General features: G+C 55.9%; 13 protein-coding genes. 6 read left to right on the top strand and 7 right to left on the bottom strand.

From position 1 onward, the window contains the following. Positions 1–3: 3 nt before the first annotated feature. The 3 genes from kduD to kduI are packed head-to-tail and all read right to left on the bottom strand — an operon-like array spanning position 4 to position 2,428. Positions 4–762, bottom strand: coding sequence for a 2-dehydro-3-deoxy-D-gluconate 5-dehydrogenase KduD (kduD, locus tag K1558_RS21360; protein WP_238653699.1), 759 nt, complete (start codon positions 760–762; stop codon positions 4–6). Positions 763–804: 42 nt separating this feature from the next. Continuing rightward, positions 805–1,560 (bottom strand): DeoR/GlpR family DNA-binding transcription regulator, encoded by a 756-nt coding sequence (locus tag K1558_RS21355; protein ID WP_238653698.1) that lies wholly within the window; start codon positions 1,558–1,560, stop codon positions 805–807. Positions 1,561–1,594: 34 nt separating this feature from the next. After that, on the bottom strand, positions 1,595–2,428 hold the full coding sequence (gene kduI / locus K1558_RS21350) for a 5-dehydro-4-deoxy-D-glucuronate isomerase (protein ID WP_238653697.1): 834 nt from the start codon (positions 2,426–2,428) through the stop codon (positions 1,595–1,597). Positions 2,429–2,655: 227 nt separating this feature from the next. On the opposite strand from kduI, the gene K1558_RS21345 reads away from it, so the two are divergent. From K1558_RS21345 to ybaK, 4 genes are all read left to right on the top strand, one after another. After that, positions 2,656–4,308, top strand: coding sequence for a hypothetical protein (locus tag K1558_RS21345; RefSeq protein ID WP_238653696.1), 1,653 nt, complete (start codon positions 2,656–2,658; stop codon positions 4,306–4,308). A gap of 187 nt (positions 4,309–4,495) precedes the next feature. After that, positions 4,496–5,911: an aspartate ammonia-lyase gene (gene aspA / locus K1558_RS21340; RefSeq protein WP_238653862.1), complete on the top strand. Its 1,416-nt coding sequence runs from the start codon at positions 4,496–4,498 to the stop codon at positions 5,909–5,911. A gap of 141 nt (positions 5,912–6,052) precedes the next feature. Further along, the gene (locus tag K1558_RS21335; RefSeq protein ID WP_238653695.1) at positions 6,053–6,304 is read left to right on the top strand and encodes a YolD-like family protein; all 252 of its coding nucleotides are present in this window, start codon (positions 6,053–6,055) and stop codon (positions 6,302–6,304) included. Between the two features lie 20 nt (positions 6,305–6,324). After that, on the top strand, positions 6,325–6,807 hold the full coding sequence (ybaK, locus tag K1558_RS21330; protein WP_238653694.1) for a Cys-tRNA(Pro) deacylase: 483 nt from the start codon (positions 6,325–6,327) through the stop codon (positions 6,805–6,807). 319 nt (positions 6,808–7,126) lie between these two features. On the opposite strand, the gene K1558_RS21325 is transcribed toward ybaK, so the two are convergent. The 4 genes from K1558_RS21325 to K1558_RS21310 all read right to left on the bottom strand — a co-directional run bounded on the left by K1558_RS21325 (position 7,127) and on the right by K1558_RS21310 (position 10,480). Then, complete coding sequence (locus K1558_RS21325; protein WP_238653693.1) at positions 7,127–7,966, bottom strand: aminoglycoside phosphotransferase family protein; 840 nt, start codon at positions 7,964–7,966, stop codon at positions 7,127–7,129. A 43-nt stretch (positions 7,967–8,009) separates the two neighbouring features. Further along, a complete protein-coding gene (locus K1558_RS21320) occupies positions 8,010–8,765 on the bottom strand; it encodes a YdcF family protein (RefSeq protein WP_238653692.1) in 756 nt (251 codons plus the stop codon). Positions 8,766–9,167: 402 nt separating this feature from the next. Continuing rightward, entirely contained in the window at positions 9,168–9,518 is a 351-nt protein-coding gene (locus K1558_RS21315; RefSeq protein WP_238653691.1) for a cupin, read from the bottom strand. A 14-nt stretch (positions 9,519–9,532) separates the two neighbouring features. Then, positions 9,533–10,480, bottom strand: a complete 948-nt coding sequence (locus K1558_RS21310; protein WP_238653690.1) for an AraC family transcriptional regulator — start codon at positions 10,478–10,480, stop codon at positions 9,533–9,535. Between the two features lie 177 nt (positions 10,481–10,657). Here K1558_RS21310 and K1558_RS21305 point away from each other — a divergent pair, with 177 nt between their 5' ends. Continuing rightward, entirely contained in the window at positions 10,658–12,775 is a 2,118-nt protein-coding gene (locus tag K1558_RS21305; RefSeq protein ID WP_238653689.1) for a glycoside hydrolase family 52 protein, read from the top strand. A gap of 17 nt (positions 12,776–12,792) precedes the next feature. After that, a complete protein-coding gene (locus K1558_RS21300) occupies positions 12,793–13,437 on the top strand; it encodes an alanyl-tRNA editing protein (protein ID WP_238653688.1) in 645 nt (214 codons plus the stop codon). Positions 13,438–13,755: the final 318 nt, after the last annotated feature.

Raw genomic sequence — 13,755 nt, 5'->3', positions numbered from 1 at the left:
GCATTATCTGGCTAACCAGCCGCCGTCTACGTTAAGAATGTGTCCGTTCAGGTAATCGGAAGCCGCGGAGGCAAGGAATACTGCCGGTCCCTTCACATCATCGGCCGTGCCCCAGCGTCCGGCCGGAATCCGGTCCAGAATGGAGTCGGAACGGCTCTGGTCCGCACGGATCGGAGCAGTGTTCTCGGTAGCCATATAGCCCGGAGCGATGGCGTTAATGTTCAGGCCGGAGCCGGCCCATTCATTGGCGAACGCTTTGGTCAGCCCGGCTACGGCGTGCTTGCTGGCCGTATAGCCCGGAACGTTGATACCTCCCTGATAGGAGAGCATGGAGGCGATGTTGATGATTTTGCCGCTGCCCCGTTCCAGGAAGTGGCGTCCGGCAATCTGCGACAGCAGGAAGACCGTGTTCTGGTTGAGGTTAATGACATCGAACCAGTCCTTCTCGCTGTGGTCTTTGGCCGGTGTCCGGCGGATCATGCCCGCGCAGTTGACCAGGATGTCCACCTTGCCGGTGAGCTTGAGGGATTCATCGAATACCGACTGAAGCTTGGAATGGTCGCTCAGGTCGGCAGCGATGCTCAGCGCCTTCACGCCATGGGCTTCTGCCGCAGCGACGGTCTCGTCGCTCGGGTTGAGGGAGACGCAGACCACGTCTGCTCCGGCTTCTGCGAAGGCGAGGGCAATGCCTTGTCCAAGGCCTTGTGCTGCACCGGTTACAATTGCGGTTTTACCTGCCAGACTAAATAGTGATGATGACATCTGAATATTCTCTCCTTTGAGATCAGTGATAGACTACTGTAATTAGCCGCACTCAATATTGACGCCGGCCTGGCGGAACTGCTCTGCGGTCTCCTGTGCCAGGCCGCTGTCGGTCAGGAGGACATCAACCTCCTGCAGGGAGGCGAAGGTGCGCAGGGCAGAATGCCCGAATTTGTGATGGTCGCAGGCGGCGAATACCTGGCGGGCTGTAGCCACAAGGGCCTGCTTGAAATCGATCAGATCGCCTGTATAGATGGATAGGCCATGCTCGATATGAACGGCTGTAGCCGAGAGGAAGGCTTTTTGAATATTAAGCTTCTGCACATAGGCCACGGCTTCGGGACCGGCCAGCATATTGCGGACACGGTACCCGCCGGGGACAACCAGCCGGATGTTGTCCTTCGGTGCCAGCTCGCTGATGATATAGACATCGTTGGTGATGACGGTCAGAGGCATATTCGTAAGGCTCTGCGCAATGGCTAGCGTCGTGCTTCCGCCGTCCAGGGCAATGATGTCCTCCGGGGCGATATGCTTAAGCGCGCGCGCGGCAATCTCCGCCTTCTCCTCGGAATACTTATCCAGCGGATTCCTGGAGGGGAGAATGCCGAACTGGTCACTCTGGGCCAGCACGGCACCGCCGTGGACGCGCAGAATCAGCCCTTGTTCCTCCAGCTTGCTCAGGTCCTCGCGGATCGTTTTGCCGGTTACCTGGAGCTTATCGCTGAGCTCGTTCACCGTAACATCCTTCTGGTTCAACATCACTTCCATAATCATCTCGTGCCGCCGTATCGGGTTCATCCGCCTGCCTCATCTTTCCGTAGTTGATTTGCTTCTATTGTAATTCCTTCATGCCTACGGGGTCCATATCATCATACCGCTTGTTGTCTCCGGCCATGCTCCAGATGAAGGTATAGTTATGAGTGCCCACACCGCTGTGGATGGACCAGCTTGGCGAGATGACCGCCTGTTCATTGTGCATAACGATGTGGCGGGTTTCGGAAGGCTCGCCCATCAGGTGGAAGACAATCGAATCGTCCGGAAGGTCGAAATAGAAATAAGCTTCCATCCGGCGCGGATGGGTATGGGATGGCATGGTGTTCCACATGCTGCCCGGCTTAAGCTGAGTCATCCCCATGACAAGCTGTGCGCTCTGCACGCCGTTCGTGTGGATGAAGCGGTGGATCGTACGTTCATTGGAGTTCTCCAGGCCGCCCATTGCGCCGGATTCCGATTCTTCCAGCGTGGTCTTCACCGTAGGGTAGGACTGGTGCGCCGGAGCGGAATTCAGATAGAATTTGGCCGGCTTGGCGCTGTCCGCGCTTTTGAACACAACGTCCTTTGAGCCTTGGCCTACATATAAGCATTCCTTGAAGTCAACTTCGTATTCTGTCCCGTCTACAACCACCGAACCTTTGCCGCCGACATTGATGATCCCCAGCTCCCGGCGCTCCAGGAAGTAGGTTACGCCCAGCTCCTTGAGGTCTGTGGTCAGAACCACTTCGCCGTTCACCGGGTTCGCTCCCCCGATAATCATACGGTCTTCATGGGTCAGGACCAGCTTCAGCTCGTCTGGAGCGAAGAGTACCGGAATGTGGAACTCCTTGCGCAGGCGCTCCGTGTCAAACTGCTTTACTTCATTCGGATGTGAGGCAAAACGTCTTTCCATCGAATATTCAGTCTCCTTAGAAAAACATATTTTCGTTCATATAGGTACAATTTAATTCATTTATGTTCATTTGGCAAGACATAATCTTTTTTAGTACGTTTATTTTAGTTCATTCATTTGCTGAAGTGATTGCCATATGAACGGAAAGTGTGCACAATAGAGCTGAAACGCCGGGAGTTAATGGATAAAATCCAGGCAGGAAAAATATACGATGGAGTGTGAGCAAAATGATATCTTATACAAGCCGCCGGCAGGAGATTATAACTGCTGTTGCGGCAGAGGCCGGGCGCCGTCCGCTGCAGGACAGCGGGTTATGGTTCCACGATGATGTGCGCAACAACTTCTATTACGCTTCCTATTTATTGGCCGCTGCGGCAGATGATTCACTGGAGCTTCCGCTTGGCCGGGAGGAGGCAATGAAGAAGGCGGATGCTGTCCTGCTGGAGACGGTGCTGCTGCAGAACCGTAAGCCGGGGACGGCACTCTATGGACACTGGCCGCTGGGGCTGGGGCCTGTGCCCAGGGAAGCGGCCCCCCATGAGCTGCCGGTTGAGATTATGGGCAGCCTGATGGTATGGTTCTGCAAGCGGTATTCCGCGCAGTTCAGCGCGGGGCTCCGCGTCGCCTTCAATACCGCCACCGGCCATATCTACCGCAGCGGATTCTTCCGGAAGCAGGTAACGGAATTCAATCATCATGAGGCTAAATATACCGCGGCGAAACTAATCTTCGGGCGGTTGTTCGGAGATGATGAGCTGATGGAGGACGGACGGCGCAGTCTGGAGATCACGCTGGCGCATATTAGGGAGAGGGGGATGCCTGAGTATGGCAGCCTGCCGTGGTTCTGGCACTGGGTGCAGGCCTTCACCTGCGCCTGGGAACTGGAGGAGGACAGCACTGTAAAAGGGAAACTTGGCGAAATGCTGGACTTCCTGTGGATGGAGCGGAGCCAGTGGTATCTGCAGGGGGCCTGGGCGGGCGCCCATTCAAGGGGCTGGCCGCATGATGTTCCGGCAGACGGCAATCTGCTGCATGATTACGTACAGTTCGGCGACTTTACCCTGCGCTCAGCGATGCCGCGCACGGAGTACGCAGGCTTCCTCTTCTATGAAGCGCCGGAGCAGACGCGCCGCATCGCGCTGAACCGCGAATTACCGGCAGAGGTCCGCAAGCAGACAGAGAAGGTGCTTGGCGGCTCAGAGAAGCGTCAGCCGGCGCTGCATTCCTATGCTTATATCTGCAAGGATTATGCGGCAGGCGGCATGTGGGAGCGGGTGGAGGAGTTCGACAATGAACAATTGCGGTGGGCCTTCTCCCTGCCGGTGGGGGCAGCCGAAGGGAGCGTGAACCGGCTCTATTTCTTCCATCCGGGGCAAGGGTATCAGGAAGGCGATCCCCGGCACCAGAGCCCGTATATGGAGGTGCTGTATCACCGGAACACGATTATGTCATTATTCCCGGTTCCCGAAGAGGAGAGCAACGCAGTCACTGGTGTTCTGCCGTTAGGCCAATGGGTCAGACATCCGAAGGCTCTGTTCGGCTATGCGGGTAAGGTCTATTTTGCCGTCTACCTTATGAATGGATATAAGCTGCTGGAACGGACGGATTATTTGGAGGTCGTCTGCGAAGGGCGGAGCGGCGGAGTTGTCGTTGAAGCGCTGAGTGTCAAGCAGGCGGAAGGGCTGGGAATCTCGGGGGTTGAGGCTTTCGCGGCAGCTGCTGCGCAGCGGGCACCTGTATTTGCAGACGGGAAGCTGCTGTCGGCCGGGTATGACTCGTGGTTCTCCGGGGACCGGCTTGAGCTTCGGGCTGCGGGACCGGGTAAGGCTGAGGCGCAGGTCAACGGAATGCCGGTTTCTTTTGAAGATTATTCGGTATAGGTCGGCAGTTGTAGCATTGCTTCCATTATTCTTTGCACTTTCATCGGGCCATAGGGTATTATGAGGGCAGGCAGCCGTAATATTGTGATTATTATCATATCCTTACCGGTGCCAGGAAAGAATAAGACAACTATAGACAGCAGAGCAAATCTGCTGCGCGTGACATGAGGGGAGCAGTGTGACAGAGATGGAATATCGGCTGGAGAAGGATTTTTTGGGCAGCAAGCAGGTCGAGAATCAGGCTTATTATGGAATACAGACGCTACGGGCCGTGGAGAACTTCCCGATTACCGGCTACCGTGTACATCATGAGCTGATTAAGGCTATGGGGATTGTCAAAAAATCAGCTGCGCTCGCCAACATGGAGATTGGACGGCTCTATAAAGGGCTGGGGGATCCGATCGTGGCTGCCGCAGACGAAGTGATCGCCGGGAAATGGGATGACCAGTTCATCGTTGACCCGATTCAAGGCGGAGCGGGAACCTCGCTGAACATGAATGCGAACGAAGTAATTGCCAACCGGGCGCTGGAGCTGCTGGGCAAGGCCAAGGGCGATTATCTGCAGCTTAGCCCGAATACCCATGTAAATATGGCGCAGTCCACCAATGATGCGTTCCCGACGGCGATACATATCGCAACGCTCTCGCTGCTGGAGCAGCTGCTTGTAACCATGCGCAGAATGCATGAGGTGTTCCTGCAGAAGGCCGCTGAATTTGATCCGGTGATCAAAATGGGCCGCACCCATCTGCAGGATGCCGTGCCGATCCGTCTGGGCCAGGAATTCGAGGCGTACAGCCGGGTGCTGGAGCGCGATATTCAGCGTATTGAGCATACGCGGGGCCATCTCTATGAGGTGAATATGGGGGCGACGGCGGTCGGCACCGGTCTGAATGCCGATCCCCGGTATATTCAGCGCGTAGTAGAGCTTCTTGCTGAGATTAGCGGCCTGCCGCTGGTCAGTGCGGAGCATCTGGTGGACGCAACCCAGAATACGGATGCCTATACCGAGGTCTCGGCGTCGCTGAAGGTCTGCATGATGAATATGTCCAAAATCGCCAATGACCTGCGCCTGATGGCTTCCGGCCCGCGCTCGGGCTTTAATGAAATCACGCTGCCGGCCCGCCAGCCGGGGTCGTCCATCATGCCGGGCAAGGTGAATCCGGTGATGGCTGAGGTGATTAACCAGGTGGCTTTTCAGGTGATTGGCAATGATCATACGATCTGTCTCGCTGCCCAGGCCGGCCAACTGGAGCTGAATGTGATGGAGCCGGTGATGGTGTTCAATCTGATCCAGTCGATCAGCATCATGAATAATTCCTTCCAGGTCTTCACCGACTATTGCCTGGCGGGGATCGAAGCCAATAAGGAGAAGCTTGCGCGTGAAGTGGAGCAGAGTGTCGGAATCATTACCGCTGTGAATCCGCATCTGGGGTATGAGGTGGTCTCGCGGATCGCCCGTGAAGCCATTCTGACCGGAGAATCCGTACGGGCCTTGTGCCTCAAATATAATGTGCTGAGCGAGGAAGAGCTGAATCTGATCCTCGATCCGTATGAAATGACCCATCCGGGAATTGCGGGAGCGGCACTGCTGCATACTGATTAAGCCGGGCAGCCCGCGTGAAGCCACATGTAAGCTGTATCTTCGCGATTCGTGTAAAATCAGGCTCCAGGACATGGTATACTATTAAGGAGCATTTACACAGGCGTTATCATACATTCTGTAATGGCTTACTGGAGGCATAGTGTGGCGAAGGCAAAAGTGGCAAAACGGCCCACCCGTGACGAATTTGTGCTGGAGGAGCTGGGGAACCAGCTCGTGGAGGCCAAGCAGGAGGAATCCGAGATTCTGCTTACGGTCTGGGGAATGGAAGAAGCCGTGCGCGGCGTGATTGTGGAGATGGACCCGCGTACCGGTAAGGTGCATCTGAGACAGAACGAAGTCATCACCAAGGTCCCGTTCATGGATATTATGCAGGTGAATTATCCGCGGGATTAGCCGCCGGGAGGGAACGGGACATGCAGGTGAGCAAGACTAATGCAATGCGCATCCTTGACGGGCTGAAGACCTCTTACATCATTCATAGTTATGACAGCGGGGATGGGGAGATCCACGGGAATGCAGTGGCCGGGAAGATCGGCCTGCCCCCGGAGACCGTATTCAAGACCCTGGTCGCGCACAGCGGCCCGCAGGCGTATGTATTTGTGATTCCGGTGGCGGAAGAGCTGGATCTGAAGAAGGCGGCGAGAGCCGCAGGCGTGAAGAAGATTGAGATGCTGCCGCTCAAGGAGCTGCTGAAGTGGACCGGGTATGTCCGCGGCGGCTGCTCGCCGGTAGGCATGAAGAAGCTGTATCCGACATTCATTCACAGCAGCGCAGAGGCGCTCCCTACAATCGCTGTCAGCGCAGGCAGGATCGGCGTACAGATGGAGCTGGCTCCCGGTCTGCTGGCCGGTGCGGTGTCTGCCGTGTTTGCGGATGTGATCAAGGAAGAACAGTAGCAACGACAAAAAGACCGGAACTCCTATTGATTAGGGTTCCGGCTTTTTGATGGAGCAGAAAAATTGGGGCCCACGTACCTTTCACGAGCCCATTGTATAATGTTTTCCGCATAGATTCGCCCCATGCGCCTTTCGGGAGCCCGATGTATGCTGTTTTCCACATTCGTTGAGCTCCACGCGCCTTCAGCGAGCCTATTGTATATGAAAAACCGAACACATTGGGCGGCGTGTGGGCGAATGGGACAGATTTTATTGTTGTTCTGGAACTTTTTGATTTTCTTCTGTCGTAATCCTGCAAGAAGTGCAACAATGCAGCCGCTTATTCGCGGACGTGCTCCGGCATAATCCATTCCCCGTAATGGCTGGATACAAACTCGATCTCGCGCTCGTAATGGGTCAGATGGCCTTCCTCGACCATGGCGACGAAGCCGGGGTGGCCTTCGGCAGCGCCCTTCCTGAGCGTATCGCACATGGCGTGCAGCCGCCGGATGATCCAGCTCTTCAGATCCTTAGGAACGGGCAGTCCATAGGCTTCAAAAAATAAATGAATCCGCCGCCCGCGGTCAGCCCCATGAAGCCCGGCCTCGTAAGCTACCGTGGACCCCGTAGTATAATCTGGCGCAAAGCCCGCCAGCGGAGCACAGGTATAAAGTGAGTAGGCGATATCCCACATACGCGGGCCGGGGCCGGCGGTATCGAAATCGATCAGCGCTACCGGCCGTTCGTTCTGAAATACCATGTTGTACAGTGCGGCATCATTGTGGCAGATGACCTCATGCGCTTCAGTACCCGTATAGATGTGCTGCCACTGTCCTTCCGCCAGGGGGATGAAGCCCAGGGTTGCATCATGATAACGGCGCAAGAGGCGCGCCGCATCTGCAAGCACCCCGTCCGACCACATATACGGTTTCAGCTCCGGGTAATCATTCCCGGCCACCTCTCCGGGCAGGAAGGAGACGATCTCGCGTCCTTCTTCATCCACGCCGAAGAATCGCGGCGCACCAGCGAATTGCTGCTGCTCCAAATGCTGGAGCAGCGCGTGGATATTAGGACTCCAAAATCCTGTAGGACGGCGGACCGTATCCCCGATCCGCACAAGCTCATTCACATTTCCGCCGGTCAGGCGTTCTTCATTCGTCTGGTGCTGGTTCTGATTCATGGGAATATCCTCATTTCTTAGGTTCTTGGTTTGTGTACTTCCGCTAAGGCAGGAGCTTCGCGGCAAGCAGCCCCAGATATTCCTTCAGCGCGAGGCCTGTTGTGGAGACGGACCCGGCCGTGGGGGTGAATTTGCCTGCGTAGAGTGACATCGGGCGGCTGGCCTGGAAGTCGACCGGGAACGGCTGCGGTGTTAGGCCGGCGTGCTTGAACCGGACCATGCTGCGGGGCATATGGAAGCCGGAGGTGACGAGCACCGGACGGGTGAAGCCATGTTCCTGCATGAGCTTTGCAGTGTTGACCGCGTTCTGCTCCGTATTGAGCGAGCGGTTCTCCGGCAGGATGTCTTCCGCCGGAATCCCGAGGCCGATGAGCTGCCGGCGGGCGATATCGGCTTCATTGCCGCTGTCCGCGAACACCTGGCCGCCGGAGAAAATAACCGGCAGGCCGGTCTCCCGGTACAGCCGCGCAGCCGCCAGCAGCCGGTTCGCCGCCGGGCCGGACATATTGCCCTGCCCGTCCAGATCCGGTGTACCGGAGGTTGCGCCTCCGCCCAGCACGACTATGACATCCCCCTCAGCGGCGGCAGGCTGGGGATACTTGCGTTCCAGGCTGCCGATCAGCATATCGCTGACCACAGGAGTCATCGACAGATAGAGCAGCAGAGTGATGCCGAGCAGCACCAGTGCCGGACGGCGGGAGCGCTGCCTCCATAACCAGACGGCCATGCCCAGCAGCAGAATCACGAAGAGGCCGGGAGGCAGCACAAAGCTGTAGACGAATTTAATGAAATAGATCAAACGGTCACCAACTTTTAATAAATAGGATACAAGATATTTAACAAAAAATTTACCCGTATAGCAGCTCGATTCTGGTTGTATGGTACTTCTTCGGCGAGTCCGGCTGGAGTTCTCAGCTTGGCCTGGCTGATTCGACAAGTCGGCGAATCGGGGCTGCGCTGCTTCGTGCTTCACGTGCCCTCCATACGCGCGCTCGGTGATCTTCCAACTGAAGCGGACTGAGGTACTGTTATTTTGCGGTAATTACGCTTAGAAGAGCCGAAACGGACTGAGATTCCGCTAATTTGTTCTTTTGGGCCTCATAGGACAGCTGTTAGGGCGCATAACGGAATCTCTCTCCGATTGGTCCTTAATTTACCTAATTTGCTCATATAGCGGAATCTTAGTCCTCTTCATTGTCAGTTAGAAAGTCATGTGGGCGGCAGGGTTCAGCGAATCACCTTCAATAATAATCGCCGTCAATCCTGAATCTGTCCGGGTCTCATGCCATTCCCCTTGCTCCCAAAAGACGGCTTGACCTGCACAAACAGCAGTATATTCAGCTTCCTCTCCGCGCACATACCCCTCACCGTTCAGAATTAACAGCAGCTGCGGACATGTCGCCTGATGAAAACCGATTACTCCTTGGCGCCCTAGATATACGCAGCCGATATGCGTTCTCTCCACAGTCTGGATGATCCGGGATAGGATGAAATTGGAATTGAAGGCTGTTACGGGTTTGCCGGATTCTGGTTTGAAATTGTATATTTTCATTGTGGTCCTCCTCCTTAGCGGGGGAGGGGCGCTCCCTCGTTCGTCTTCCCCGGCTCCTCTGCCAGCTGGCGGTAGCCCATCGGGGGCAGTCCGGTCCAGCGCTTGAACTGCTTGCTGAAATGGGAGACATCGCGGTAGCCGAGCCGGTAGGCGATGCTCTCCACGGACAGGCTGTTATCCAGCAGCAGCAGCTTGGCGTGGCGGATAATGAGGCCGGAGAGATACTGCCTTGGCGGCAGTCCGTAGATCAGCCGGAAGGCGCGGTTGCAGTGGTTCGGGCTGTAGCCGAGCCGGGCGGCAATATCCTCAATGCTTCCGGCGCGGCTGCCTTCTGACGCAGCGGTGAAGACAGACTCCTGCAGCAGCCCTTCAATCGCATTCGCTAAGGCCACCGTCTTCTCGGTGACACCCGGCACCGTGCTCCGGGCAGGCGAGGGCATCGCTGCCAGCACCCAGCCGCTCAGCGCGGCGAAGAATTGCAGCGATGCATTCAGCGCAACCAGCCGGCCCCGCTGGGCATCGCTCGCATCCGGGAGGATCGTTGAGCTGATAATGGCATCGAGGGAGGAGCGGATAGCCGCAAGCTCCGGGGTATCGCCGCTCAGGCTGACGGTATCCATCGTCAGCAGCGAGCGGCGCAGCACCAGGTCGTCAATGTCGAAATGCAGGCAATAATAGGACATGTCCTCTTCGGTATCCGTACCCTTGCTGGAATGCTGTACACCCGGGCGGATGAACAGAATATCCCCGCTCCGCTGAAGGTAGGATTGTCCGCCGACCGTCATCCGCTGGGAGCCTTGCAGCACGATATTGATCTCGAACATCGGATGAGTGTGAGCCGGGTATTGCCATTCCCTGTTCACTTTGCGCCAATGGGCGGCGAAGATATGGAAGGCAGCCTGAATATCCGGGGACATACGGCCATCCACGGAGTGCTGTGTACCGGGATCTAATACATTCATAGTCAACCTCTTCTGTGTGGCGAGATGGGTCTATTATAGCATAGGCCGGAGGGGAAGGCAGATTTGTCCAAATAAAAGGCGGCTTTACGCCTGTTGCCCCGGCGGGAGTGGCGCTAACATAGAGTTATAGCCCGGCAGCCCTGTCGGGATACAGCCTGGAGGGAGTGCATTCACGTTATGCCAACGAACAAATTCTTCAACGCCCATCATTCACCGATCGGGTCTTTCTCAAGCTTCACCCTAGGATTCAAAGGAGCGTCCGGCGGCTTCGACCTGGAGCTGGGCAGACCGCCGAGACAGAATATATATATTGGCCTGGAGCGGGGGGACGGCCGCGGTTATGATACGCTGCCGTTCCACGAGCAGGGCAGCGATGACGAGAGCAAACGCTACGACATCGAGAACCCGGACCCGAACCCGGATAAGCCGCAGATTCTTTTCCACTATGGGGATGAGGAGATTACCCGTGATTTCCGTCTGGCAACCGACACCTGGCAGGCCGGAGACCTGACCTTCCGTGTTCTCTCGCCGGTCCGGCCGGTTCCAGACCCGCAGTCTGCATCGGATGCAGAGCTTCAGGAGGTGCTGCTGCCGGCAGTGCTGGTTGAGCTTGAAGTGGATAATACAATGGGCCGCGCCTCCCGCCGCGCCTTCTTCGGCTTCCAGGGGAACGACCCCTATAGTGCGCTGCGGAGATTCGACGGTGGCCAGGCTGAGCTGACAGGCGTCGGCCAGGGCCGGTTCCTGGCGATTGCCGCCGAGCAGGGCAGTGTGAAAGCGGCGATGCACTTCACCATGGAGGATATTCTCGCTGCCAAGCTGGAGGAGAACTGGACCTTCGGTCTGGGCCAGGTCGGGGCACTGATCATGGATGTTCCGGCAGGAGAGCGGAAGACCTACCGCTTCGCGGTCTGCTTCCACCGCTCGGGCTATGTGACCTCAGGGATGGACGCCAGCTATTATTACAACCGCTATTACAGCAATGTTGAGGCGGTGGCAGACTATGCCCTGTCACGGTTCGATGCGCTGAAGCAGCAGGCGGAACAGGCCAATCGCATGCTGGAGGGAACTGGCTTAAGCGAAGACCAGACGTTCATGCTGGCTCATGCCATCCGCAGCTACTACGGCTCGACACAACTGCTGAATCACAAAGGCGAGCCGTTCTGGATTGTGAATGAAGGGGAATACCGGATGATGAATACCTTCGATCTGACGGTAGACCAGCTGTTCTATGAGCTGAAGATGAACCCTTGGACCGTGCGCAATGAACTGGATATGTTCGTGGACCGGTTCAGCTATGTGGATACTGTCCGCTTCCCGGGCGAGGAGGCCGAATATCCGGGCGGACTTAGCTTCACACATGATATGGGGGTAGCTAATGCGGTATCGCGTCCGGGGTATTCCTCTTATGAGCTGTATGGCATCGACGGCTGCTTCTCGCATATGACTCATGAGCAGCTCGTGAACTGGATTCTTACAGCAGCAACCTACGTGGAGCATACAGGCGACCGCGGCTGGATGGAACGCAATCTGACCGTGCTGGAGAGCTGTCTGCAGAGCATGGTGAACCGGGATCATCCGGATCCGGCGAAGCGTAATGGTGTGATGGCGCTGGACAGCTCGCGGACGATGGGCGGCGCTGAGATCACAACCTATGATAGTCTGGACGTCTCCCTGGGCCAGGCGCGCAATAACATCTACCTGGCGGGCAAATGCTGGGCTGCATATCTTGCAATGGAGCGGATCTTCCGCGAGAACGGCAATGCCGAGCTGTCACAGACAGCGGGCAGACAGGCTGAACTGTGCGCTGCCACCATTGTGGCCAGTGTGACGAAGGACGGCTATATTCCGGCGGTAATCGGGGAAGGCAATGACTCGAAGATTATCCCGGCCATCGAAGGGCTGGTATTCCCGTACTTCACCGGCTGCAAGGAAGCACTGGAGCGCGGGGGGCGGTTTGGTGAATATATCGAAGCCCTGGATACTCATCTGAAGGCTGTGCTTGTGGACGGGGTCTGCCTGTTCGCAGACGGCGGCTGGAAAATCTCCTCCACCAGCAACAACAGCTGGCTGAGCAAAATCTATCTCTGCCAGTTCATCGCCCGGCAGATTCTTGGATATGAATGGAGCGAGCAGGGACGTGCTGCCGACCAGGCCCATACGGAATGGCTCACGCATCCGGAGCTCTCAATCTGGAGCTGGAGCGACCAGATTATCTCCGGCGAGATTACCGGCAGCAAATATTACCCGCGCGGGGTAACAGCCATCCTCTGGCTGGAAGAGCAGCGCGCATAGGCACTTGAAGCCGGTGAATGTCCGGCGGCAATAACACAAACAGCGAATCTCCGGGAATGCGGACGATTCGCTGTTTGTATTTTATATTGTTATTAGATACTCGTGTATACAGTGTAAATGGTAATGACATTACAGTGGAAAGAACCATCTTGTATGCGTTCTCTGGAGGACAAGAGAGTGATGCAGGCGTGATTCACGGGTATACCGTACATCAAGCCCGCAAAGAGGGTCATGAAATCTTTTATACAATAGAAGAAGGGCACGGCTTAAAGGTTGGTGATCAGGTGACGATGACTGTAGATTGGGAGCGTCGTTACAGACTGATGAGACTGCATTTTGCTGCGGAGGTTGTATTGGAGTTAGCTTTTAAACGGTTGACAGGTATAGAGAAAATAGGTGCTCATATCTCTCAAGATAAAGCCCGGATCGATTTCGCATGGCATGAGAATATTTCGGAATCCTTTCCTTGGATCGGGAAAGAATTCAGCGGGATCATTGAGGCAGATCTGGACATTATTAGTGCTTTCAGCGACGAAGGAAATGGACGAAGATATTGGGAGGTTAAAGGCTTCTCAAAGCTTCCTTGCGGCGGAACTCCCTTGAAGAAAAAAGGTGAAGTGGGAGACAGTGCTGAATGTAATCGGTTTTCCGATTACATTTAGCCCGCGCACCCACACAGTGCCCAATGTAATCGGTTTTCCGATTACATTTAACCCGCGCGCTCACGCAGCACCGAATGTAATCGGTTTCCCGATTACAATTAGCCTGAGCGCCCACACAGTGCCCAATGTAATCGGTTTTCCGATTACATTTAGCCCGCGCGCCCACACAGTGCCCAATGTAATCGGTTTTCCGATTACATTTAGCCCGCGCGCTCACGCAGCACCGAATGTAATCGGTTTTTCGATTACAATCTCCACAGCCCCCTAAAGAAGTTGGAGTCCTCCCCCACAAAAATGTAGACTAGATATAGGAGGAGG

It is taken from the genome of Paenibacillus piscarius (assembly GCF_022234545.1).
GTDB classification, from domain to species: Bacteria; Bacillota; Bacilli; order Paenibacillales; family Paenibacillaceae; genus Paenibacillus_AQ; species Paenibacillus_AQ piscarius.
This window is presented reverse-complemented; position numbering and strand designations above follow the sequence as displayed.